Origin of the sequence: Blautia hominis, from assembly GCA_002270465.1 — a bacterium.
Lineage (GTDB): Bacteria > Bacillota > Clostridia > Lachnospirales > Lachnospiraceae > Blautia > Blautia hominis.
In genome coordinates this window covers 391,740-418,085 of record NQOF01000002.1, presented here as the reverse complement: position 1 = coordinate 418,085, position 26,346 = coordinate 391,740, and the positions used below count along the sequence as shown (strand labels likewise).

At 36.7% G+C, this 26,346-nt stretch carries 15 protein-coding genes; 1 reads left to right on the top strand and 14 read right to left on the bottom strand.

The window, feature by feature from the left end; all coding sequences use genetic code 11:
- Positions 1–10 precede the first annotated feature (10 nt).
- The 14 genes from CI595_RS07845 to CI595_RS07785 all read right to left on the bottom strand — a co-directional run bounded on the left by CI595_RS07845 (position 11) and on the right by CI595_RS07785 (position 21,399).
- The gene (locus tag CI595_RS07845; protein WP_095172718.1) at positions 11–2,728 is read right to left on the bottom strand and encodes an ATP-binding protein; all 2,718 of its coding nucleotides are present in this window, start codon (positions 2,726–2,728) and stop codon (positions 11–13) included.
- Between the two features lie 22 nt (positions 2,729–2,750).
- Positions 2,751–3,677, bottom strand: a complete 927-nt coding sequence (locus CI595_RS07840) for a hypothetical protein (protein WP_095172717.1) — start codon at positions 3,675–3,677, stop codon at positions 2,751–2,753.
- A gap of 18 nt (positions 3,678–3,695) precedes the next feature.
- Complete coding sequence (locus CI595_RS07835; RefSeq protein WP_095172716.1) at positions 3,696–6,152, bottom strand: hypothetical protein; 2,457 nt, start codon at positions 6,150–6,152, stop codon at positions 3,696–3,698.
- A 12-nt stretch (positions 6,153–6,164) separates the two neighbouring features.
- A complete protein-coding gene (locus tag CI595_RS07830; protein WP_147737700.1) occupies positions 6,165–7,331 on the bottom strand; it encodes a TRAFAC clade GTPase domain-containing protein in 1,167 nt (388 codons plus the stop codon).
- Positions 7,332–7,670: 339 nt separating this feature from the next.
- Entirely contained in the window at positions 7,671–8,309 is a 639-nt protein-coding gene (locus tag CI595_RS07825) for a hypothetical protein (protein ID WP_095172714.1), read from the bottom strand.
- Positions 8,290–10,500 carry a hypothetical protein gene (locus CI595_RS07820; protein WP_095172713.1) on the bottom strand — a complete coding sequence of 737 codons (2,211 nt, stop codon included), beginning with the start codon at positions 10,498–10,500 and terminating at the stop codon, positions 8,290–8,292. The genes CI595_RS07825 and CI595_RS07820 overlap by 20 nt, the downstream gene beginning before the upstream one ends.
- Positions 10,501–10,557: 57 nt before the next feature.
- On the bottom strand, positions 10,558–13,989 hold the full coding sequence (locus tag CI595_RS07815; RefSeq protein WP_095172712.1) for a tubulin-like doman-containing protein: 3,432 nt from the start codon (positions 13,987–13,989) through the stop codon (positions 10,558–10,560).
- Positions 13,990–14,058: 69 nt separating this feature from the next.
- Positions 14,059–15,858 (bottom strand): vWA domain-containing protein, encoded by a 1,800-nt coding sequence (locus CI595_RS07810; protein WP_162291829.1) that lies wholly within the window; start codon positions 15,856–15,858, stop codon positions 14,059–14,061.
- A gap of 18 nt (positions 15,859–15,876) precedes the next feature.
- A complete protein-coding gene (locus tag CI595_RS07805) occupies positions 15,877–17,586 on the bottom strand; it encodes an NADase-type glycan-binding domain-containing protein (RefSeq protein ID WP_095172710.1) in 1,710 nt (569 codons plus the stop codon).
- 336 nt (positions 17,587–17,922) lie between these two features.
- The gene (locus CI595_RS07800) at positions 17,923–18,501 is read right to left on the bottom strand and encodes an accessory gene regulator B family protein (protein ID WP_095172709.1); all 579 of its coding nucleotides are present in this window, start codon (positions 18,499–18,501) and stop codon (positions 17,923–17,925) included.
- Between the two features lie 51 nt (positions 18,502–18,552).
- The gene (locus CI595_RS07795) at positions 18,553–19,872 is read right to left on the bottom strand and encodes a sensor histidine kinase (RefSeq protein ID WP_095172708.1); all 1,320 of its coding nucleotides are present in this window, start codon (positions 19,870–19,872) and stop codon (positions 18,553–18,555) included.
- Between the two features lie 3 nt (positions 19,873–19,875).
- Complete coding sequence (locus CI595_RS07790) at positions 19,876–20,577, bottom strand: LytR/AlgR family response regulator transcription factor (RefSeq protein WP_162291828.1); 702 nt, start codon at positions 20,575–20,577, stop codon at positions 19,876–19,878.
- 134 nt (positions 20,578–20,711) lie between these two features.
- On the bottom strand, positions 20,712–20,843 hold the full coding sequence (locus tag CI595_RS26000; RefSeq protein ID WP_147737698.1) for an AgrD family cyclic lactone autoinducer peptide: 132 nt from the start codon (positions 20,841–20,843) through the stop codon (positions 20,712–20,714).
- A gap of 106 nt (positions 20,844–20,949) precedes the next feature.
- Complete coding sequence (locus CI595_RS07785; RefSeq protein WP_162291827.1) at positions 20,950–21,399, bottom strand: sigma-70 family RNA polymerase sigma factor; 450 nt, start codon at positions 21,397–21,399, stop codon at positions 20,950–20,952.
- A gap of 263 nt (positions 21,400–21,662) precedes the next feature.
- Between CI595_RS07785 and CI595_RS07780 the strand changes: the two genes are divergently transcribed.
- Complete coding sequence (locus CI595_RS07780; RefSeq protein WP_095172705.1) at positions 21,663–26,330, top strand: NACHT domain-containing protein; 4,668 nt, start codon at positions 21,663–21,665, stop codon at positions 26,328–26,330.
- Positions 26,331–26,346: the final 16 nt, after the last annotated feature.

Below are 26,346 nucleotides of genomic sequence, written 5' to 3'. Positions count from 1 at the left end.
CTTGTCCCCCCTACTCTATCTCTAATTTCAAATCACGTTCAAATGACCATACCGCATATCTAACTAGATATTCCGCTTCCTTTTCTTCCGGAAGGTTCATAGCCTGAAGAAAAAATCCGACTGCACAAAGTTTCCCAAAAACAGATAGCTTATCTTCCTCACGTTTATCAAGTGAATTAATAAATTTTTGAAGCTCCGCAATTGTAATACCTTTTTCCTTGACCATCTTTACATACTGCTTAAATGGTAACTGATCTAGAAGAGTTTTTATCTTCTCATAATACCTACACGGCTGCCCACACATCATACATCCTTTATGGTAATCATATTTTTTCTCGTACTCACCCTGGGATATATACAAATTCTCTCTGACACGTTGCAGGACTTCTTCTCTACTCATAGAAAAGCCGTCTTTTATAAGGGGCATTCGTACTAATTTGGGCTTACTGTCACCTTCTGCGTACACTGAGGCACACCCTCTTTGCAGAGAACTAATATATTCAATCTGTTCCTGTGTCATATTCATAGCAAAGCCCATTGCTTCCCTATCTTCTTTCATAACCGTCCGATGCAGGATTTTAAGGTTTGTATTTTTTATTGTGTCCGGCGCTAATTTTGTGGGTACCTGATCTGCAATAAGAATGCCCTGTCCAAAGCTTCTTATTTCAGCCAGCATATTACAGAAAAACTCTACGGATTTTGCTCTGGTTCCCCCTTCGGAAACTGGTACGTTCTTTAAAAGCCTATGTGCCTCCTCAATCATTAGGATATGCTGTAATCCTTTTTTCCCAGCTCTGACCTGACTTTTTCTATATTCATATAACTGAACCAGTAAAATACCAATTACAAAGGATTTTGTATCGTCATCACCTAAATCTTCCAGTTCCAGAACAGAAGGAGTATTCAGCAACTCCTGAATAGGCATGCTTCCGGGTGTATCCATCATAGCGCCTTTTCCACCGATTCTCAAAGATTGGATTCTTGCTTTCAGCGCAGCTTTTACATTAGACTGTACTTCTGCATGATATCCCAACTTATCTGTTACCGAATCTATCTTGTAATACAAATCTGTTAAAGTAGGGTAACCTTTCAAGCCATAAATATTTTTGTTTTCGACGATATCCCATCCTTTATCTTTATATATTTCATAAACTGCTGTCTCTAGAATATACGGCATAGGTGCATAAAGCTCAAAACTAGCTTTAAATGTGGACAAAAGATAATCAATATGCGTTTGCAATGCCACTGTACCCACTCTCTCAAAAGGATTGATCCGGTATTTCACAGACCGTTCCTTTTCCTCTGAACCTAAAGTAAAGACTTTTAATTTACTAAAGTCCCTCTCCTCCATATTTCCCTGGCTACTCCTCACTTTTTTCCCTGCAAGATTCATAAGCTCCCAGTATTCTCTCTTGGCCGACTCAATAACCAAAAAAGGTTTATTATGTGTAAGCCACAACTCACTCAGTATTGCTTTAGAGGTATTTGTCTTTCCGCCACCTGTTATTCCGATAATCAGTGCATGCCTTGTAAAATCATCCAGTTCCACTTCATAATCATTATCTAATGCATTTTCTATGTTGCGTCCTGGTGCTGTAATCCTCCCAATTTTAACACCACATTCTACTTCTTTTCTCATAGAAGTATCAAATTCAACATAATCATCAATATAAAAGCCCGAAAATTCTGTTTTGGGCAAGCGGCAGAAAACGGATAGCTGCCTGCTGTTCATAATTGTCTGGAACATATACTGATAAATTTTTATATTGTTTGGGGACACTATTCCCAAGGGATGCATATTTCCTTTAGGATCATAATCTCCCAGCATTCCAATCGCACTTTTTAAACCAGGCACTGGAAATTTAAGCATCATGCAGCGGAATTCCTCAAAATTCTCATCGTCTGCTCCACAATATGCCGCTTTGATAATTCCCTGTAGTTTTTTTGCTGTCCAATATTCATTTGCCATAAAAAATCCCTGCATGCTCCAAAGACCGCTCGCAATTCCCCCTTGTAGCAAAGCACTCAGCTTTTGCAGATTTTCGGCATAAAACTGCATTTCATAGTTCGTTGTCTGTCTCGTATAGCTTCCGCCTTCTGATTGAATAGCCTGCGTTACATTTAGCTCCATGCTGCATTGTTGCAAATCCCGACGCAATTTTTCATTGGCCAGGTTCCCATAATATGCAGGGAGACGCTGTGCTTCAATTAAATAAGCAAAGGTTTCTCCCTGCATGCCACGGCATATGTTATCAATCTGAAGAATACTCTTTTTTTCATTTCCTTTTCCCTCTCCTGCCTTATCAACAGGATACCCGGTCATAACACCCACATGTTCCACCGGAATATCTAACTGTTTAAAATCAATATCTGCAAAAAGGTCAATTCCTGGTACATAGGAGCGGTATGTCTCCGCCAGACCTGGTGCAGCTTCTGTCTGCGTTCCTATATAAAAATGAATACCTTGTTTTGTCCCTGCCAGCAAAAAGGCAAATACTGTGTTCTTGACTACCAGACTGCTCAATATATCTGCAAATACATTGTTATATTCCAGATTGGCATTTGATTCCCAAAACCTAGTCATGCCGTCAATCCGAAACCATCTCAGGTTATCAAACCTCTGAAAACGCTCTGCAGACAGTTTTTCAATACCCGTTGTTTCCAGTTCACTCAGCAAAGTTCTGCACAAAATTTCATTCAAATGAGATGCATCCAGTTTTCCTGCCATTCCCATGTACCTCCCCTAATCATTATTTCACAAGTATTTTCAACAAATATACAATAGCTGCTATTGTTATAAAAATGGAACCAATAGACGGTATAAATATGCAGGCCGCCACGATGAGAAACATATACAACACACCATAAGAAATATGAAATGTCCGGCATATACTTCTGCCTGCCACCAATACCACAATACATCCTGCAATTAAAATAACCGGCATTACCTTACCCAAAATCCCATGGATAAACTGCCCTGGTGAAAATCCGTTTAACAATCCGACATTCCTTTTTATTAAGCTAAATAGGAATAATAATACAATTAACGTTACCGCCCTGATAACCACCCCCGGAATACCTGCCTGCATTTTCGTCTGCACACCTGTACTGGTACATACAATTTTAGTGGCAATAAGCACCCCGTGGCTCCGGCTACCCCATACTTCCACATTCTGTCCATTGTACAAATCCCCTCCTCTGATTTCACCATATACATTTACCGCATCACTGCGGGCGTACATGGAATCAGCAGAATTCATAACATCATGCGAAATGACATTAAAAGAATATCTGGTATCATATTTGCCATAAGAAATACCATGGGCCAATGAACGTGTAAATCTAATCCATGCGGAATCACGCACCGGTCGTTCCTGCAAATTTTGTATAATACCAACCGCATAATTTGCCGAACTTTTCGTTTTAACTTTTATTCTCTGCCGCCCGAAAAGTTCAGATGATTTTTTGTAAGTATCCTCTCTACCCTGCTCTCCATGCGTTTTGAGGAATTCTTCCCCAAAAGGAGAAGAATCATCCCCGAAGGGTGATGGACTGCCTCCAAAGGATGGAGAACCCTCTCCACCAAAAGGATTCGACTTTGTATCATCAAACGATGAATCACTGAAAGGATTTTGATTTCCAAATGGATTGGAAGAATTATTTTGCTGCCAACTCATTCCCTTACCTCCTGCTTTTTATTTTCCAAAAGGCTCTTCTTCTGTGCTTCTTATCTCTTTTTTTGTTATCTCTTTTTTGCTTTTTTTCTGTTTCTCCTGTTTTTTTCCCTTATTGTTTTTATAAAAAGTAACTTCCTCTTTTGAAGAAAAGTGCCCTAAAAATTTCTTAAAAAGATTCTGTTCCTCCTCTTTTAACAAATGTGCCACTTCGATTTTCTCTGCAACACCGATTTCTTCTTTCAATGCGTTACGCTCCTCTGCATTTAACGGATGAAAATTATAAAAGGATTCTATTGTCCTCTTCATCATAAAAGAAATTTCTTTCTTCTCCTCTTTTGTCATTCCACATACATTTCTATATATTTTACTCAGACTAAGAAAACCACCCCATTTACTATTCATGATTTGGCTGCAGATTTCCTCCCGATGCGTAACATCATAACGAAAACATATTTCGTAAAGTCCGTCAAACACTTCTTCCATACTGCTTCTCTTATTTTTCTTATATTTTTTATACGGCAGCTCCTGTAACCGCACTCTGATCCTATTTGTATCTTTAAGAATTTCTTTGTTTCTAAATAGCTTTTCTATGTCTTTAGGATTACTTTCTATTAATTTCTTAATATCTCCATACATTTCTTCTAAGTCATCATTCTTAAAGATGGCTGCCTGTTCCCGAAGTTTTACTTCTTCCGCAACACTGTTTTTGATATCCGCAAATTCTAAATACTGCGGATTGTCAAAAATAGTATTATTCCACAAACTCAGTTCCTGTAGCTGTTTATCCGTAAGTTTTTGGATATTTCCAATTTCACTTACAAAATTTTTTAACACCTCAAAAAACATATGGGAAAAAACGTCTTTTTCGTCTAACTCATACTTATTTAATGCATCCTGAAATTCCTGATAAAACTGGCTAACTTCTAATATATTACAGGAATCCCATGTTATAATTTGCTTCAGGTTTGACCGTAACATATTATAATACTCTTCGCTTGTCAAAAACATACATTGTAATTGAGATATCTCCTCCATGCATTTAATTACACATGCAAATTGGCTCTCAGCATCTTCTAAACTTTCTAATTTCTGTCTCAGTTTTTCATTTTCATAAGCTTCTGTGGCCTTAAAATATTTCCTATCATTATAGATAGATTTTTTTATCTGTCCATTCAGTTCTTTCATATCTTCGGTAAAGTGCATAACAAAAATGAAACTGTCATAATCGCAAATCTGCCCGCAAAAATAACTTATGATTTCTTCCTTAATATCAGGAAGAATGGCATAAAACATTTTCAGAACCCAGTCTTCTTCCCCTTTTTTGCTAAAACACTGCATATATGTTTTTGCATAATTTTCCATGTCCTCCCGGATTTTTATGCAAAGTTTTGGCACCATGCTTAGAATATCATCCAGAATCGTCTTCCATTCGTTCCCTTTATAAAGAATGCGATCCTCAGAAATCATTTTTATAGCACACCAAAATTGCTTCAAACGCTTTATCTGCAGTGGAGTAAATGCACGATGGCATTCTCCATATGTCATTATGAGCGATATCATATTTTCATAATACTTTGTCTGTTCGTTATCAAATAAAAGGATTTTAAAACTTTCCACGATTTTTTTAATGTCACGGTCATTCAATTCCGGTATATGCGGCATGCGCTGGTTCTTTTTATCAAATATATAATATCTTACTTCCTGTGTCATATAAGAGCGAACATTTTCTACCGTTTCGGGAATAAAAATAATCTGCATATTCGCCGGAAAAAGATTCTGCAGAGATGAACAATATGTCATATAACCACAGCTTTCTTTCAGCCACACAGGTAAATTTTCAAAAATACACTGCATTAATTTCAGTGCCAGGTCCGTCCCTTTTTTGCTGTTCTCTGGCAGCACCAGACATATCCTTTTTTCCTGGCTGCCACAGGCATCCAAAATTGAATATATAAGAGTATCGTAATCTTCTTCCTCAATTCCAAAGGCAGACAGCAGTTCCTGCAGGCTTTCATCTACTATCTCTTCTTTTCCAAAAACCTGCTGATTTTTATCATCATAATACTGAATTAATTTTCCTTGTTCCTGCCTTTTAACATCTTCCAGTCGACAACAGTACGGGCTTATAGAAAACAGTTTGCTCGCATTCCCCACAACTTCTTTTTGGCTTTCTCCTGCAAATATATACAAGTGGCTGAAAAGGGAAGTCCTATCTCCACTGAGTGGGCTATCTCCAGGCAAAAGATACGTGGTTTTTCCAGCAATTGAGACATATCCGTTCGTCAGTTCTCCGGAATAATAATAATAACATTCCGGAGGTACATTATTGTTAATGCCAGGAACTGGTTTGTAAAATATAGTCCTTTGCAAACTATCTTCATCGGATTTTGAAAACATTTTGCCATCCAGCTCGTTTATACTACCATATGCTTTACCGCTTACCTGATCACGGCCATGCAAATATTGATATATCATATTTTCCCCTCCTTAGATAATACTCCTCTCTATAATCTGCCATCCTCTCATGCTGCCAAAAAAATTTGCACATTTACTTTTTCTCAGTTCTTCCAGGCGATTCTGAAATGAACCGTCTAACTCATCTTCGTAGTAATAAGTTTCTATTACCCTTGTTTCCTCTTTTTTATTTTTCAGGACTTCCCTGTATTTAAAGGGAATGCAGCCTGACTGGCTTAACAGCCAGTAAAGCGGTTCCGTAACGCGATAAGGAGCAATATGGCCTTCTATACGCTTTATTTTTCTTGCAATCCCACCATCCTCAATTTCAACTTTTTCGGGACTTTTTCCAAGAGCAGATACCACAAAATAATTAAATGTTTCAAAGCTGCCCTCTACCACATTGCAAAGTGTTGCAGCGCCTAAGTCTGACATCAGTCTTGGCACCACATAATTTAAATTAGCCGCCACTTCTTTATTGAAAAATCCCGGATGTTTTTCATTTCCCTCAGCGTCTTCCAACACATACTGATACTTTTCACTACCGCGTACTGCACCGATTTCTTTTAACATATCCGACTTAGTAAGCACTATAGCTGCTGGTATTTTTGTCTTTTTTCCATGTGTTTCTGCAATTAGGTATTGATCAATTGCCGTCAAAATTTCCTGTTGATAACGCTGAGATATATCATTTTCCCCATCTATTGCATTTTTCACTTTCGCAAACCGTGTCGGATCAATCAGAAACAAAAGTCCTGATGAGGCTTTCAAATGATATCCATTTTGCCGGAGTGTTTCCTTTTCACGGCAGTCCTCGCCTGCAATATCACAAAAAACAATAAGATAGGAATGTTCTTTTCCATCGGAAGTTTTATATTGATATAAAAATGGCATGGGTGGAATCTTTTCCCTTTCAGTTGCTTCATGCATTTCTTTTTTATTCAAAAGTTCTTCTATCTTTCCAAAATACAGGTTTTTTTCTTCTGGGGTACCCATAAATTTCATAGTTCCTTTAAAATAGGAATCTTCCTGAAGCATCTGCTCTAAAATTGTAAGATATATACTCTTTCCAACTTCTGTATCCCCGATAACAGAAATCAGCTTCATCTCATGCTCACCAGCATGGTAAACCACATGATTGTGGCAATAGGGACATAATCTTTCATCCAATTCCTGCCCCTGGTATTTTACTTTTATCACATATCCATACTCCCAGTACTCTTTTTGATCAAACCATACCTTTGTATTGTCTGTATAGTCTATGGACACAGCAGGAAGTCTCATGGCATTTGCTTTCGCATCCTCCTCCTTATAGTTTAAACATTCCATATAATAATTCACCAACTGCTTATCGAGTACAAGGCCGCTGCTGCTGCCCCCTTCTTCTTTTTTATCCCAGACATTCTCATAATTCTCATAGTTGGCTTCCTCAGTCTCTTCCACCTTAGAAACAGGTTTCATCAGACGAAAATCCACCTGGTCCGGCATGAATTCTTTACAGCAATATGGACAAATAATCTTTTTCATATGTAATTCCTCCTAATTTCTCAATATTATTTCTGCATATTTTTTTTGTTCTTCTGTTAATTCAACAACTATCTGTTCGTCTTTATTTATAAAAATTTCAAAACGGGCTTCCTGTCCAAATGCTCCTAAATCCAAAGCATAAATCAGGTTATCACGGTCTGCTCCTCGGCATCGGTAACACAAATAACTTCCCTCAGCAGCACCTATATTGGTAAACATAAGAACTGCTTTTTTAGCCGGCAAAGATTTTAACCCCCATAAACTTTTCAGGGGTTCATAAGTAACACGATAATATAATTTTATCTTTTTCCGGTATCTCTCCGTTATGTTCCCCTTCTTCTGATTCACAATGCATAAATCTCCACTGCATTTTTTTGCAGGGTAAATAGCAAATCCAAGACTTTCCCCTTTAATCTGCACCTTATGGGTAATGCCAAAAGAATCGTCATATACTGTCTTTGGTACTTTTTTTTCAATCAATTCTTCCAGTGAATACTCCTCATTTTCTTCTAAATCGAAAATAACACATAAATCATACTGTCTATTTCTGGAAAATTCCCACTTCAACACTACCTCGTTACTATCCAATACATTTCCGGAAATATTGGTTATCATATCATCTTCTGCGAAATTATTTATTATTCTCACCATATTCTATATACACCCCTTCCTGTTTGGCCAGCCTGTTATAATTTTTTTCGTAGACATCATAAGCGTGTAAATCTGCCGGATCAAAACACCCCTCGATAAAAAGCACATCCATATCCTCATAATAATTTTCATAAAATATTTTCATTCTATGGCTTTCTTTAAGTTCCGCCATCCTTTGGTTTGTTGCAGTGACAAATAAATTATTTCTGTTAATCAGAAAACACACTTCCTTATATGGTTCCATAAACCCATGCTGATCCGCCATAAAAATTTGATTGTCCATTATAGTATTAAAGGCAAAATCATAGACCATTTGGTCTGTCTCAAATTCCCTATAGTTCTTCAAACGCAGAAGCATCTCCTCTGAAAAATCCCTATGGAATTCCGGTCGTGTAAAAATATCCTTCTCACAAAAATCCAAAACCTCTGAAAACAGTTCTTCCACTGTAAAATTTCCACTTCCTATGGATTGATTTACATCCCGGATAAACTTTTTGAAATTTTCATTGGTATCTAGTATCTTTTCTGTAATCATTTTATAATAATTTTCACAATTACCTACTCTGAGCTCCAATTCATCCTCTACTGCATACCTGATACTTTTCTGTAATTCTTCAGCCGTATAACGGACAGAGTCTGCAAAGGCCAGATATTTTTCAGCCACTTTCCGAAGTCCTTGCTCCATCTGTTCTACAATCTGGATCCTTGCCTTGCTATTTAAAACTCTTTGTTTTTTCTGTAAATAAGTCCCGGCCAATACATATAGAATTTTGGAGTCTTTGCTATATTCTGTCTTATCTTTCAACTGTCCTAAGGGGAATGCTGAAAGCTCCCAGCTCTTTAAAGTATTCAGTTCAGCCTCGTACATCTGACTGCTGTGTTCCTTTTCCTCCTTCAGTACAGACAGCATTTCGTTTACCACTTTGCATATTTCAAAGATAGAAAAATTCTCTGAAAAATACAAATCGTTAATTCTGTTTTTCAATTGAGATATTTTCTGAACCATAAACTCTTTTTCCTGTGTTTCAAAAAACTTCACACAATTTAATTCCAACATCAAATCCAGATTTCTGCCATAAATCTTTTTAATTCCATCCCCTGCCGATATATTGGCAAGCTCTGTTCCATTATATCTTTTATTTCTGATAATCCCTTCCCAGATAAGCTCATTGAAAGGAATCTGTGGAAAAATTTGATTTAAAAACTGGTTAATCCCTTCTCGGCTTATCTCAAATCTCTGTATATGCTGCGCTACATCCAGATGCTCTCTCTCTTTCATCATTTCCAGAAAAACTGTGCGATACACTATCAGGGATATCACATCCATAATTCCTTCCAGTTTGAAGGAACCAATGGAATAAAAAGTACCTTTATTAACACTGGCATTCATTTTCATATACTCATCTTTATAAGCCTCATAATCCCCCTGGACATCTGCCGGAATTCCTTCTTTTAAAATAGTCATCAGTGCAGCATTAGAAAGCATTTCATATACTACAGAAGGCTCACGGTTTAAGATTCCCTGACTATTCATATTCGACATACAATAAGCCATAGAGATTTTCTTTTCCCTTACCATGCACTCTGCCTCTTTCAGGGTCAAATAAGTAAAGGCTTTTTTTTCCATTCCTTTTTCTGTACTGGCATAAGCTGCCTGATCCAACAGAAGAAAAACATCTATAGTACAGCCAGAAGAATAAAATTCCACAAAGGATTCCCGAATTCCTTCTGTCATCTGCCGTAACAGACAGGCTTTTTTATGGTCCGCTTTCACAAAAATGTTAACATGTATTCTTCCTTTATGCATAAACTGTACTTTTGATGCATGGTTAAATACATATATAGCAAAATCCTGCAGCTTTGGCTCCAGAACAAACGAATTTTCTATATTCACCTGTAAAGCCTGTCTGGCTAATAGTGTATACTCTTTTTCTTCCAACTCCTCTATCATCTGGTTTTGAAATTCCTGTGAAGTAAATTCTTCCAATAAACTTTCCTGATTAAAAAATGTATAAAAAATTTTCTCCTGTCCTCCTACTCTTTCCTCCAGCGTATCCGACAAAGCATGTATCTCTTCCTTTGTATAATCGCCCAGAAAATAGTTTAGGACAGGCTTTTTCAGCTTAATATACTCCTGTTTCTTTTTTTGTTTCAATTTCTGTTTTTTTTCAATAAATTTAATAAAATTCATCTTTATCTCCTTTTGAAGAATGGCATTGGGGAGTTTCTTCCCACAATGCCACTTTTCTTAAAAGTTATTGTATTCTGCATCAGCAATTTCTTCCAGCATACGGTATACTTTCAGATAAGCCTCACCATCGTCAATATCCCGATAGTCTATTTTCAAATCATATAAAATATCTTTAAGACTCTTATGATATTCTTCAGCCCATAATTTCATCTTATCATAATCTTCATCCGCTCTGCTCATTTCCCTGCGGACAGAATCAATTTGCTGTTCTATTTCGTCTTTCTGCTTGCGTTCCAGTTTTGCGTAAGCCTGATACAGATAAAAATCGGCATATTTATTCTGTCTTCCACTAAGTTCCACAAAAGACTGCACTTCACCACGGCGGTTCAGATATACATATTCGATTCTTTTCTTAAAGATAAGGTGCAGGTACATGGCTTTTACATAGTTCTCTGCCACGCTGTCATCTACCGATATCTTTTTCAGTGTTTCCTGACAATATTCATAATTTTCAACCATCTCTTTTACCTTATTTCTAATGTTGAACATCTGTATGAACATATTTTTAGCAAATTTGATATCTACTTGCTCATTACCATCTTTATCTAATGTCTCATCTGCAATCAGTTCCGGTACCTCATGAGATTTATTTAATCGTTTCTCATCCGCCATAGCCTCTTTCAGCTTTCTGGAACATTTCTTTGCGGCACCCATATCCAGCACTTCACTTTCAGGATTCAAATCTTCTGATTCCAAAATCTGATTTACCGGTATAGGATCGCCCCAGCAGCAGTATGCCTTAATTGCCATGTTATCAATGACGATAAAGCCATATTTGACAGCCTTATCAAATACTTCTCTATAAATCCTGTTTCTTCTTTTTTCCTCCTCAATGCTGAATCCCGATACCCATTCTGATTCCGGATATGGAGAAGGTAATTCTTTCCAGTCTATGGAATTATATTTATTTTTCTCAAACAAATGGAGACCCGGAGAATCTTTTGACAATTGATCATATGTTTCATAGCAATCCTGAATATCTGCGTAAAAGCTTAAAGGTGTTGCGCTCAGAAAATTCATCATAAAGATACGTTCTAAAATACCACTCTGCTTTACAATACTTTCCCTATTCACTTTGTCTTTCATACATTGGATTACCTGTTGCGCATTATTCGGAATAGATGCAAAAGAGTAACCTGGTTGAGGAACCGGTACGGCAAAACTATTTGATGTAGGAAACATAATATTAGCTCTACTATAAAGCTTGTTTACAATCTCATCACAATAAGATGACAGAGTTTTTCCCTGTGACACGGCATAAAAATCCAGATAATAATCCATTGATTTATTCAATATATTTGCAAAAGCCTGTGATATAAAACGATTCAAGCTCTGCACCATGTCTTCTTTCCGTTCTCCTGACCAGATATCTGCATTATCAAACAGATATTGATAAAATCCTCGGATAAAAGAATCTAAATCCACATTTAAATTGTCATCTACAGACATTCTTTTTTCAAGAGCGTCAATAAATTGGGGTGTATTTACTAATGACCAGGACATCGTCTGGTTTCCAGATGCATCTCCATCTATTGTTGTTTCCGTCTTGATGGAGGCATATTTCTGGAACAATTCTACCAAGGTTCCTAATAATTCAGCAATAGAGTCATAAATCTCATTATTCTTTGCAATAAATGAATTTCTATATGCATTACAAATATAGGCCAGTTTCTCATATGCATATGCTGTTGTTTTCATTTGATACTGATTCTCAAGAGCCTTCACATATGCAGTTCTTAGTTTTTCTTTTGCTCCCGGTAGTATCGGAGTACTGGACATCAAATTATTTAAAGCCATATCTGCTTGCCTAGCAGCCGTGTCTATCTGGTTTCCTGTGGGACGGGAAGACATAAACTTCTGTGCCATTGTATCAAGTGCTTTTGTTACACTCAATTGGTCTGACGTTGTATACAGGCATTGCTGTGCATAAATTGGTCCGTATTCTAAGTTCTTAAACAGATTATTAATAATGTTATTCTGTTCTTGTATATGAGTATTCATTTGTTCAACCAATATTCCTGCAGTATGGTTAATATATTCCACCTGTCGTGTATACACAGCTTTGAAGTCATTTGTTATCACATCAGGCGTCTGTTTAATCAATACAAATGTATGTTTGTCTAAATTCTGGACCCTTGGCAGATTAGACATCAGCATCATTTCCTGATTTTTGTCATCCAGGCCAAAGTATTCCAGCACCTTTACAACTTCTGCATCCACAGGCCGCCTGTTCCAGAACTTATCAATCTTTTTAAATGCCAGATATGTCATATAGCTCATAATATCATCTAAAGGCAATATAGCCGAGGATGCTCCAGCAATACTATATGAATACGAAACCGGACGACGGTTTTTCCCTAGCAGTGCTTTGTATGTACCCCTGTTATTGACTTCATTGGCAAGGAACGAATTAATAGCAAATGTATTGCCTCCTGCATCATTTGCTGGTTCTGAGGCCACAAAATTTAAAACAGTTTCAGCAGCCACATTTATAACATAATCATAAGAATTTCCTGTCTGGACAACACCTTGCTTATCCTTAACAGACATCAGCATACAAGTATCATAAGGGGCAGCTGCCGCTGCATTATTCATTCCCACAGAATAGAGGCCATATTCCTGTACAAATTTATCTCCCATTTTCGGAGCATTCATAAGGTATTCTAGTTCCTTCAACGCAGCATAACCGTTTTTCTTAATGGCAGCTTTGTTTACCCCACCAATTCCAGGCTTGCTACAATTTACATCCGGCATAAACAATACACCTGTAATATTTACCGGTCGCATATTATCCAATTTATGGGCTACTGACCGGATAATATATGGTACATCCAGGAAGGTTCCACTTCCTGTCCCGCCGCAAATTCCTGCAAACAGAAAAACATAGAGCGGTGTAGAATTATTATATGAACCGGTTATCCTTCTGATTTTTTCTTCAATAGCCTCTGTTGCTACCTGGATGTTCTGCATCAACATCAGCCGTCCCAACTGACGAACTGCACCGGCTCCATTAATAACCTGTTCCTCCGTTATGTCCGTATTCAACCAAGCACGAATAGAAGTTGGCAGTCTGTCAGGATTTTTTATAATCCCTTTCACATCTTGGCAGGTATAAATCTGTAACTCCTTATTGCTTTTATTGAAACTTATCCCCTGCAGAGATTTTGTCTCGTCATCTCTATCCGTATCAATCGCCAGATATTCTATATTCTTTGGCTTATCGGAAAAAACTTCACCGGTTTTATCACAATTTAGTGTATCGTAAATCAACTTTTTTGTAGCCAGCAAGGCATCAAAACCGGTCCCCCCCAGCCCTACAATGAGAATAGGTGCATCCAGCGCATTCGACTTATTTGCAACCGTAGAAAGTTTTCCTCCCCCGTCATAATCCATACTCGCCTTTAATTTTTTCTTTTGATCAATATCCATTTTCTGCGCTCCTTTTATATTATTCTTTTCCTAGTTTATTACCCAAATATTCTGTCTTTTCACTACATTTTATATAGTATCATAAGAAGTAAAGGTAAGCTTCAATGTTGTATCTTCCATATCACCATGTTTGGTAATTAAAACAAAGTCGTTCTCCTGAAGTTCTGCCTTTTTCACAGGTGCCCCGCCGAATCCCTGGCACATTTCACATTCGGAATTATTCGTAATTAACAAGGAATTGTTCGTCTTTGGGTTTGTTCCCACATAAATCTTCTCCAGCCCCATAGCTTGGGCTGACATGTCTGTTATAATTTTTTTCAGACGTACATCACCTCTTTCATACCCCAGATTATAATTCTGCACTTTGGAACCCGCGCCGAAATTATTGTTATCTATCATTGCCCATAAAATATTCCCAAAATTCCTGTGGTTTTTCTTTTTAATTTTTATAATACCTAAACTAACCAATGCGGCTAAAAGCAAAACCGTAATAATGATTGCCACTACCGGAAAAATATTGGAATTACTTTTTGATTTATTATTTGTCTCCTGTTTTTTCTGTTCTGCTCCAGCTGTTTTAGCCGCTATCTCAGAACTGCTTAAAACAACTGGTTCCGATTCCCGATATAAACTGTCACTTTCCGCTAAAACTACGATTTCTGTTTTGCCAGATTCCGGAACCGGAACTTCACCGATAAAGGAGGTTCCGTTCAGAGTGAGCTCGTATTTCTCTTCTTTCTTATTATTTTTTACTTTAGCTACTGTTTTGAACTGTTTATACAGCCCCTCATCTTCGACCTTCTGACCTTCATTCTCAAAATATGCCTCTATGGCCGCTTTCCCTTTTTCGCTCTTAACCTCTACTCTCAATTCCAATTTGTAATTAAAAATCATATTAACATGAATGGTGCATCCTTCTTCTCCTTTGACACGCAGAGTCCAATCGCCTTTTTCAGGAGAATATATCTTAAGTATTCCGTATTTATCAGACTGGCTGACAGTGGCTTTGTTCCCTCCTACTTCCACTTCGTTTCCATCGGTGTCCAGAAGATGTATCTCCTGTACCTTTTTAGAAGACAGCATGATAACATTTGCCTCCATGACATTGTCATTGGAGATGTTAAACTTCAAATCGGAAAATTTTTTTCCGTCTGTCTTAATAATTCCCATTTCAATGGTAATGGAATTAATAAAATCCGCAAAAATTTCATTGAAAATATCAGGCAATCCCGCCGCATCTGTAACCACATAACTACGTCCCAGAGTCTGGTCAGCCATACCTTTTATCAGTTCTGTATCAACCTCTCCATTGACGTTCAGACCAATTGTATATATCTTTACTCCCATCCCGGATGCCTTTTCAATGGAAGATGCTGTATCCCTTAAAGAAGCATCTTTTGTCCTGATTTCACTCTTTGGCAGATCTATCTGTCCATCTGTAAAGAATAGGATTAACTGATTTCTGTCTTTATCATTTTCTTTTTCTAATATATCACAACTCTTTTTAAGCGCTAAGCCAATATCCGTATCTCCATCCTTGTCATACACGAGTTTATCCAGTTTAGTCTTCAGTGACTCTTTCTGTTCTGGTGTATTGGCATCCGTAAGTTCCGTAATTCCTCCCAGTTCATGGGTAAAGGGTACAATTGCTACACGGGAAGATCCGTTTTCCATCAAATCCACATACATTTTTGCGGCTTCAATAGCCAAACGTTCCGGATCATTTCTTGTCATAGAACCGCTTCCGTCCATGACAATAACTACATCCATTCCCTTATCCACATAATCATTTTGTGCTGCGGAAACCGTAATACTTCCCATAAATGCAAATATCATTACTACCCCAAAATATTTTAAAAACTTTTTCATATTCTCTTCCATCCTCTGTCAACTTTTATAAAAATCAAATCCTGCTATACTTAACTTCTTATCCTTTTCCCCATCATATACGTCCAGTATTTCTATTTTCAAAAGATTCGGAGTTATTTGTTCCGGCAACGGAATATTGAGTCCCAGAGGTTCAAAACTATCCTCCAGTTCCACATAATACTCCGTCTGGTTCGCTGTTATCTTAAGTTTTTTTATTCTGCTGTTTGCTTTATAATTTTCCTCAGATGTCAGATCTCCGTTTCCAATATGTATCATATCCACCAACATGTCTTCCTGGTTTAAATCAAATACAAATGTAAACTCAGGAAGTACTTTCCCCTCATTTTTCCATACCGTAGAACTTTTCCAGTCTCCCAGTGCCTTTAATCCTTCCTTATCCTCAATTATTTTTCCTCCCGTATTTCCCTGAATGTCCAAAATCCCCTTATAATTTGGATAATATAAAGTCAATGCATTGGCTGTCACTTTTATTTCTAATCCGTCTTCTTTTACACCTTTGATTACCGGTTCACCGTTCTCGCTCTTCTCCCATCCTCTAACTTTAAAAATCGTCTTATTTGCCCCCTGTTCCGTATCCCGTGTAAGCTGGGCAAGAAGATTTTCCTGGATTTCTCTCTGATGTGTTCCGTATTCATCAGCTGCATAAACATCCATATGTGAACGTTCCAGAAAATCACCAAAATTACCCACAGCATTACCTAAAATATTTTTTGCCATATAAAATACCGGATTTTTTGCTTCCGTCTGGAAAGCCAACAGACATATAGTTAAAATAATCAGGACAAAATGCCTAGCTTTTAGCCACGTTTTGGGAAAATTAGAATTTGCAGAAATACACCTCTGACATCTACTCTGCCAATTGCTTTCTTTATATGGGTCAACATTCAAATAAAGATTATCAAAATCCTCATCAAAATCTTTTTTCAGTTGTATTTTCTTTCCCATATCACTTAATTGTTCGCATATATCATTCACTTTTGCTTTCACAAGCCTCTCTTGACTCTTTAATTCTTCGCGACACTTTTCTATATCACGAATATGAGGCAATGTAGAGATTCCAAATATCAGACGAAGCAGGAAATATACCATTGCCATACCAGCAACTCCTCTGGAGATTAAAATTAGATTACTATTCATCAATGAATCCGGCTTCATTACAAAAATCACTATACTGTAATAGAAAATCAGGACACCACAAAATAGCTTTAGCACTGCATAAGGCATCAGATGTCCATTCATCTTTTTCCCATATTTTTCTTCCATCTCCTTGAATTGTTCGTCTAATATGCTAATTAGTTTTATTTCTTCCCGCTTAGCCTCTTCCGTCCACTTATTCAATATATCATTCTGCATACTCTCCCAAAACTTGTCTGCCCGTTCTTTATTCTGCAGGCCGCTCAATTTGACATATATAGGAAAAGGAACCGCCATCTGATTGTCATTATAGCAAAACTTATACTGGACATCTTGAAAAGTTATTCCTGTCATTTCTTTTCTAATTAACACCGTCTTCAAAGGATTGTCAGAAAGCATCTTTACAAATATCAAATAATAATCTTTTATTTCGTTTCTGCCATCATCTGTTGATAAGTCACATCCAATAATCATTTTTTTTAATATTTCAGCATCTTCATCCAAATAATAATAATTATCTAAATTTCTTTGTAACCATTCTGTATATATATCGAGAACATCTTCTCTTTCCACCTGTGTGTCTCCCTTCCTATAGATACAAAAGGACACCGTAACAGTGCCCAAAATGAGTATTCCATATGCCTCTCTACAACTGGGCCTTCTACTCAGATAGATTGAAACCAGCAGTTAATTGGTCACAATGCTAATTACACCTTTTAAATTTATTTATTCTATCGTCATAATTTGTAACATTTTAGCACAATTTCGACATATGTAGTTTATTTTGTCCTAAAGAGCACCAAAAATAGCGTGAATGGTTATATTTACCATCCACGCTACTTTTATTGCTTTTAGATATCAAATAATTACTCCCAAACTACTCATATTGCGTATAGAATAAACAATTTCTTACTTTCTAGGCAACCATTTCACAAATTTAGCCACAAACATCGAAAGTGAAACTACACCCACTCCAATTATGATAGAATAGCCAATATTATTTCTACCCTTTGTAATCCATGATAACCAAATCCCCATAGTTACATCACAAACAGCAATCCCCCTCACAAACATTTTCATTTTCCGAAACCGTTCATCACTCATTGTAACATTCTCATGAAGTACCGGTGCCAAAGCAAAAATAACCACTAATGAAGCAACAGCTATAAATAACACAGCTAGCTCATTAACATAAGGAAGGATTTTAATAACTACACACCATCCTATATACATAATAAGGAAACATCGTAGATGTGTTTTTGCATGATAACCTCCACCGCAGCTCTGTAATGGGATTACAACAACCAATAATACAATACTTTCCGGCAATCGCCCAACCAATATACCTGAAATAAGAATTACCACTATATTAATGACAGAAGACAAAATCAACTCAAAACCATATTCGTATATATCTCTGTCATAATCACTGATCAACTTTTCTGATACCCAATTACTTACTGTTTTTTGAATGATTCTCGTGAACATCCTCACCCCTCCCCAAACCTATCTCTACTAACATTATATTTCTTCACTATCTTAATCGGCACCGGGTGCCAGCAATGGCAGCATAATGTGCGTTTCAAATATTCCATTCTCATGTGAACGTAAAACATGTCCCTGGTGTTTAGCCACAATAGCATCAATATGTGAAATGCCTATCCCATGAAATGGCTCATTCTTTGTTGTAATATAGCGGTTACCCTTACGCTGTATCTCATTACTATAACTATTGCTTACTGATATCAGCAAGTTTTTTCTCTTGACCATAAGCGAAAAATCAATATATTTTTTTTCCGTTGTGTTCTCCATGCGGATACAAGCTTCAATTGCATTATCAAGCAGGTTCCCCACTAATGCACAGAGATCGTTGTCATTAATAATGTTGTTTTCGGGGTAAACAGCTTGAATATTAACTTCTATATTTTGTGATTTAGCCAGACACAGTTTTGAGCTAACAATAGCATCCAAAGCTAAATTCCCCGTTTGTAACATAATCGCACTTTTGTAGGTTTCACCATACATATTATCAATATATTCAAGTGCTTTTCGTTTCTCTGCATTATCTACCAATATTCGTAATGCATTAAGATTATTTTTATAATCATGCTGCCAAGTGCGCATATCTGAATAGATATTATCTATTTCCTTTAAATAATTCGCTTCCAATTTTATGCGCTGTAATTTCATGGCTAGTTCTACACTTTTCATCTCTTCACGGATAAATAATTCATAAATCATGAATACCGCAACTACCACCAATAATGCTCCAATTGCCAGCCAAACAAGTAAACGGTTTTGTCGTGGTTGGAAATCAGACGACTCCACATACATGCGAACCAAAATCAGAAAAATAAAGTCGACTAATACCACTCCACTCAGCACAATAACGGGACCTTTCTGTAAATCCCGAATATTTTCATGCTTTTTAGATAGAGCATAGAAAACAACCACCTGTATCATTTTAATAAATAGCATAGCTAACAATCGTGATGTGTCCTGATATTCTAAGGTATGACTTATTGTTGTAGACTCAATAGAAGAAGCCAATCCTGCGCCTATAATGGACGTACCAATCTCAATTGAACAAACTATTAATACTCCAGCGATTTTCTGTAACATCGTTCCATGTTTGAAAACCAGTAAGTATATAAACATTATGCAATAGATTATAATACTAAGTATCATAATATTGGAACTTGTGCCTATCAAACCACAGGCCACTAAAACAACCCATACACCTAATTGTGGCCAAATAGAGTTATATTTAGATTTAAAACGGCTGTTAAGAAAATATATGCATACAAGATTATCCACTAACATTGATATTGTTTCTACTACTATCCATTCTCTACTCATCTTTTAACCCTTGAATAAACGCACGAAAGCATCATTTACATATTTGGAATTTTTACGACTGATTGGAAGTTTCTCTCCTGTTGACAGTAGAATAATATCTTTGTATACACAATCAGCTTTAAAGAGGTTCACAATATAGGACCGATGACTGCGCACAAAATAATATGGCAGCAGTTTAGTCATTTCTTCTGCTGTAGTTCGTATTTCAAATATTTGCTTCTTCATATGTAATTCGGCTGTATGTGAATTCATTTTAACATAATATATATCACCACAATGCAACTTAACCTGGACGGAATCGTTTGTAACTATTATTATATCTTTTTCACTGGAGCTCCAAATATTATATGCTTTATCCAATACTGAAAAAAGTTTATCTGTTGATACCGGTTTAACTAAAAAATGAAGGGCATTAACATCATATCCCTTTGTACTATATTGAAGATGGTTTGTTATAAAAACAATAAGCAAGTTTTTATCTACTTCGCGTATCTTCTCAGCCAATTTTAGCCCTGTCATTTCCTTCATTTTTATATCTATAAATATTACGTCAACTATTGTATCCGGCCATGCAAATAAAAACTCTTCTGCACTGCAGTAGCATAATATATCTATATCTACTTCACTTGCATCAGCCCAGTTTTTTATACTTTTTTCCAACTGTTTCTGTTCTGGTTTGTTATCTTCACAAATTACAATTTTCATATCCCCTCCGTATCTACCATCTGATATACACATTAGGTAGCTAAATAATGTTACTGACACCCACTTTTAAATAGCAAAAGCGGGTGCCAATATCAAGGATATCACTTGCTTAAATATTTGTAAAGATTTACCTGCTATTTGGTAATCCTTTTAGGAACTTTCGGCTGATACCATCCCCAATGGCTTATAATGCCTGCCCCTGCACGTGCAGAATACAATGAAGCTCTCGATACCATACCATTAATTTTTTTACTAGTTTTTTTCATTTTGTAATCCTCCTGATTTTTTATTTCTTTTCTCCCGTTCGCGCGTTACGGTAATTCTCGGGGTTGTTTCACCCTTCACTATATAGCCGCCGGAGAAGAAGTTTGGTCATATTCTTTTAAAATATTTTTTGAGTTTTTTCCTTGCTCCTAAGATAGCTTGTGCAACGACTGTTTTGGACTTATTTAATTCTTTTGCAACATCTCTTTGTGTCTTACCATTTATACATACTTGCACAAAACAATGACGCTGGATTTCAGTTAATTCGCTTAATGCTTTCTTTAAATCTATATTTAATTCAATTTGGTCAAACGCATCCTTTTTGTCTGCCACTTGTCCACCATTTTCAAAAACACTTTCATATGAAATAGGAACACCAGTATGCTTATGAGTTCTAAAATGTTTGCGATCGATACGGTCTTCTAATTTGTTAAGATAAAGCACTTTCGGGGCATTTTCCGGTTTAACACCTGCAAATTCAAGATATAAATTTTCGATTTCTCCCTGCACTTCTACCTCATACCTCTGGTCATCTACAAACGTAAATACAATTATCACAATATACCTCCTCGCCAGCGGAAACCAACGAGGTTGTATACATATATCTTCTCAGATAGAGACAATAACTACACAAAACAGACCCCGATTCCGCTATTTTTTTTATTAGCGGAACCAAAGTCCCAAGTGACATTGTTTTTTGTACAGCCATAAGAAATTATGATATAATTGTTCTATCAGTTTCTTATAAAATAATTGAACCACACGTCACAATTTTTGTCGGTGACATGGCGGTGCCAAAACAGTGACAAGGAGACTATTTTATGATTCTCAGTGATGTATTGCATATTCTTCAAAAACAAGTTGATTCTATTGGCATAAAAAACACTTCCCTTTATATAATGCTTTTTACTGATGATACAAATGAAAACCTGGTTTTTTATAATGACGCAGCTAAGAAGGTATTTAGTAATCGTGGTTTGACCGAAAAAGTAAGTATGGAGTATTGTAATGAGAGCGGATTTATCCGTCTTACAGAAAAAATCAAGAAGAACTATCTCACATTGGTCAGACAACATACTTCAATCTATAATCAATTAAGAAATCTTATAGAAAACAGCAAACAGCTCCCTGAGTCTTACAAAGAGCAGTTGATTTCATCCTGTATGCCGGAAAACACTTATCAACTGGCTCGCTTCATTGCAGCCTGCATTCTTTGTGGCAGCTATCATTCAAATCAAATGAATGCGAAAGTAAAAGATACCGAATACCGCTTTGGAATTGACTTTATGAACCTGGACCGCCAGGTCATAACAATTCCTTTTTCTAAGAAAATATGGAAATGCTCACAGCAGGAATTTCTAATTTCTCATAAAGAAGGAAACCGTTTCCATGATTTGAATATTATCCAACGGCTGCTTCCAAAAGGCTATGTAACTAAAAATAATTTTCATATGCGTGCCAAAACAACAGATGGCAGGATTCGTTCTCTAGTGGATATTTGTAAAGAAGAGAATAAAGATATTTCCGTAATCGGAGAAGGGGGTATTGGAAAGACAACATTCCTTCAACAGCTTCTGGAGGAAGAATTTTGGGATAAAGAGAAAAAGCCCACCGTGTATGCCAGTGGACGACCAATCCCTATTTTTATAGAATTAAGACGCTGCCCAGCCCAAATTGACCAGTGGTATGAAGATATCTATAAAAAAACCAATTTCATTACACGTTATATTGGACAGATGCTGGAAAACCATAGTTCATTGAATTCTGTGTCCGCAGAAGTTCTAACCTCAGTTGAAAAAGAAATGCAGCGTATTCCGGAAGACGATATTCCACAATATATGCTTCTCCTAGACGGTTTTAATGAAGTAAGTATTGCGGAACAAGGTACTTCACGATCCTGCCGTGCCTTGTTGAGCAACGAAATTTCTGTTATTCATCAGGAATACGCTAATGTAAGGATTATTGCTACCAGTCGTAAAACGCAATCCGCTTACTTTACCTCCACCTTCCAGAATGTTTACTTGATTGGACTGGAAGATGACGATATAAAAGATTATTTAAGGAAATGTATGTTTTCTGACGCGTCTATTGGGATTACGCTTGCCAATAAAACCCTAGTAAAGTGTCTCCGTATCCCCCTGTTTCTATGTATGTTTTCCTATTCCAAGCAGGCCGATAATTTGGTACTCCCAGAAACTCCCGGAGAAATCCTATATAGTTTCTTCCATAGAAATTCTTTCTTCTATAATATAAGAAAGCACGCTGAAGATACACATACTAATCCACTGAATGAATTAGAGACTGCACTTGTTCTTGATTTTATTCTCCCATACATTGGCTGGATAATGGAACAGAATGATATTTTTTCATTATCTGAACCTCAGTTAACACAAATTATTCAGGATGCTCTGAATATTATTAAAAACCTGCTGATAGCAGTTCCTTCTCTTCCATACGAAGATTTCATGTACAGCAGAGATATTTTGAATCACATTCATCTTTCTTTGACAGAAAGAAAAGATTCCGGACATAAAATCATCGCATGTGCTTTTGATTATCTGGGAATCTTGTATCAATACAATGCGCCGGAAAAAAATATCGCACAATGTCGACAGTATTCCTTTATCCATCATCATTTCCGTGACTATTTTTCCGCCATCCTGGATATACAACTGCTGCGTATGCTTCCTTTCATAGAGATACCATTATTTTTTGAAAATGAATTATCTACATATACTTATAGCCAATTCCTTAATTCCCATTTCTGGAATCAGAATAAAAAAGAGCTGATTAGTCAGATTTTAATGGAACACCGGAATAAACCAAAACTAAACTCAGTTTCAAAAAACTGGAATCTTCCAAAATTTGATACGAATGAACAGCAAGTACTAAGCGATGCCATAGATTTTTGCAGAATGTTCGGGAAAATATATCCGCTTCACTATCTTCTTCATAACGCACTAATGGCAATCGTTTACGGGAGACAAGAATTATCAGGAATGGACTTAACAGACTTGAATTTCAAACACTTCAATATATTTGCTATACCATGCAGTAAAAAAGGTGCAACCTCTACTCTGGCTGCTCACTTCGATGCTTCTATACTGCCTGACTATTTTCTGCAGCCAGAAGACCATGTAGACAATATAGAAGAATATGCCTATTCCGGTCAGTATTGTTATACTCTGGATAATGCAGGAACAATAAAATGCTGGGATATTTTTTCTGGATGTCTGGAATATATACTACGTTCCGGTGCTCCAAACGGTCAATACGATTATTCCCCTAACGGGCTAATGAAAATCTCATCAGACGGGAAATGGCTTGCAGCTAAGGTATATCAAAACGAAGCTAACGACTGTTCCGCATGCCTGTATGTTTTTAATCTGGCAAAACCAGACAAAAACCCGGTATCCCTGACCCCCAACAAACAGCATAGAAAAATCACCAGTTTTTCCTTTACAGATGACAATAAAAGTATCCTGTATCTAGCTGACCAACATGATATATACTGCTTTGACATTGAAACACAAAAGGAAATCTACTCCTGTCATTGTGAGCAATTTCTAAAGCAGACCGAATTATATGCGTCCACAGCATATTCTGTGATTTATGCATTCAGTGGTGAATATGATTTCTTTGATTGTACTGAATTTTACCCGGAGTATGAAGACGAGGAATCACTGCCGGAAGAAAACATCAATTCTCCATATATTGAAGATATTGATTCCGATACAGATTGGGAGGAAAATTCAATTCCAACTCCCTGTGTGCTCTTACGATGCATACCGTCTTCTCAAGAAATAGAAGAACTTTATAGTTTTTCAGGTGAACCCGGAACTTACCCAATAGCAAAATACTTTTCTTCACTTGATTGCTTTCTTCTTTTTAATGAAGAAAACCGACAACTGGAAAAATTTAATTGTTCCCACAAAGAAGCTGAGATTGTATGGGAAGAGCTCACTATAGAAAACGGTAACGCTTCACCTTCCTCGATTCAATACTGTCCCGGTCATCCAAAAGAATGCTATATTATCTATCCCCAATGTAGTTATAATGTAGATCTTGTTACTCATAAACAAAATGGAATTCTGATGAAGTATGATGTATCTGCATTGAGCAAGCTCATAAATAATGACAGTGAAATGGAAGAACTGATTTTCTACCCCAATGTTATACCAAACCGAAATCGTTTTATTATACGAAATTCAGAAAACACTTATGAATGGGATACTGCCAATGACACTTTACGCCGGAGATATAATACCGCCCTTTATGAATGTCGAGATATGATCTTGGATAAAATACATGATCTCGGGATTCTTGTACATCAGTTTAATGGCATCTCCGTTTTCAGCGGTAGAATTCCAAAACTGGTTAACGCATACTGCTATCCTAATACAGAGTATTATGCAAGCGGCTGTTGTTATCATGAAGTCACACAAAACCTAGCAATCATGTTCAGTAAGGCCAGCCACGAATATGTGGAAATCATTAATCTCCAGACCAGCAAGCGGGAAATTGTTTTTTCTACACTCCTTGCCCACGAAACACTGGAAAGCATACAATTCCATCCTGACGGAAGATATCTGTTGATTACACTTGAAGATAAATGCATGGAGTACCATCTCTCTTCTAAGAAAACCTTTTTAGTAGAAAAAGCAGGTGATAACGAATTATTCATAGACGGTAGTTATACAGATGAAGAAAGACCTATGATACGCATTGCCATTGTGGAACATTTCAATTATGATAAACCTCGTATTGAACCACACTGCGACCACTATTTTGTAAATCATACCTCAAAAAATACTGTATATAAAAAAGACTGGCGATACTATATGCCTACACTGACACATGAGACCGCAGCAAATTTTCTTCACTACAGCTATGATATAGGAAATGGGTGCTCCTATACTGAAAAGGAATATCAAACTTACTGGTGTACTTGCGGGTTCTTTCTGCATGATTTTCCAGATGATGATGCCTTCCGGCACATCCGTTGTAGTAAGTTTATTGGTAATCGGGAACAAAAAATCACTAAAAATTTCGGAAGGTTGCAAATGATATTCTGTCGTCATGATTTTGCTCTTGCTACTCAATACCGTACTGAAAGAAATTGTAACAATTACTCATATTGTTCAAATGATTTTTCCCAAGTTATCGAGATATTCGATCATCATAATATCACTTATTGGAAAGATTTATCCGTTCATCCAACTTCCGAAAGATATGTATACAATAACGGAGAAAAAACTTCTGATGAGATAGCATATTCATATTGGGATACTGTAATCCCTTGGTTTTCAGACTCCTTGCTTTCCTGTTATGAACAATATCATCTCATGCTATTAAAAAAAGCTGGTCATGGGGAATCTATAGAAATACTTTATACGCCTGGTATAGCTATAAATGGTTGTAGTTTTTATGGAATAAAAGCTAATGCTAAATTGAAGCAGGAACTGGTGTATAATGGGGGAAAGATATAAAAGATTTAGAATAATA

Bases quoted from the DNA above. Each gene is read 5' to 3' on its own strand.
- CI595_RS07845 (WP_095172718.1), bottom strand. From the start codon at position 2,728: ATGGCAGGAAAACTGGATGCATCTCATTTGAATGAAATTTTGTGCAGA.
- CI595_RS07840 (WP_095172717.1), bottom strand. From the start codon at position 3,677: ATGAGTTGGCAGCAAAATAATTCTTCCAATCCATTTGGAAATCAAAAT.
- CI595_RS07835 (WP_095172716.1), bottom strand. From the start codon at position 6,152: ATGATATATCAATATTTGCATGGCCGTGATCAGGTAAGCGGTAAAGCA.
- CI595_RS07825 (WP_095172714.1), bottom strand. From the start codon at position 8,309: ATGGTGAGAATAATAAATAATTTCGCAGAAGATGATATGATAACCAAT.
- CI595_RS07820 (WP_095172713.1), bottom strand. From the start codon at position 10,500: ATGAATTTTATTAAATTTATTGAAAAAAAACAGAAATTGAAACAAAAA.
- CI595_RS07815 (WP_095172712.1), bottom strand. From the start codon at position 13,989: ATGGATATTGATCAAAAGAAAAAATTAAAGGCGAGTATGGATTATGAC.
- CI595_RS07810 (WP_162291829.1), bottom strand. From the start codon at position 15,858: ATGAAAAAGTTTTTAAAATATTTTGGGGTAGTAATGATATTTGCATTT.
- CI595_RS07800 (WP_095172709.1), bottom strand. From the start codon at position 18,501: ATGTTCACGAGAATCATTCAAAAAACAGTAAGTAATTGGGTATCAGAA.
- CI595_RS07795 (WP_095172708.1), bottom strand. From the start codon at position 19,872: ATGAGTAGAGAATGGATAGTAGTAGAAACAATATCAATGTTAGTGGAT.
- CI595_RS07790 (WP_162291828.1), bottom strand. From the start codon at position 20,577: ATGAAAATTGTAATTTGTGAAGATAACAAACCAGAACAGAAACAGTTG.
- CI595_RS26000 (WP_147737698.1), bottom strand. From the start codon at position 20,843: ATGAAAAAAACTAGTAAAAAAATTAATGGTATGGTATCGAGAGCTTCA.
- CI595_RS07780 (WP_095172705.1), top strand. From the start codon at position 21,663: ATGATTCTCAGTGATGTATTGCATATTCTTCAAAAACAAGTTGATTCT.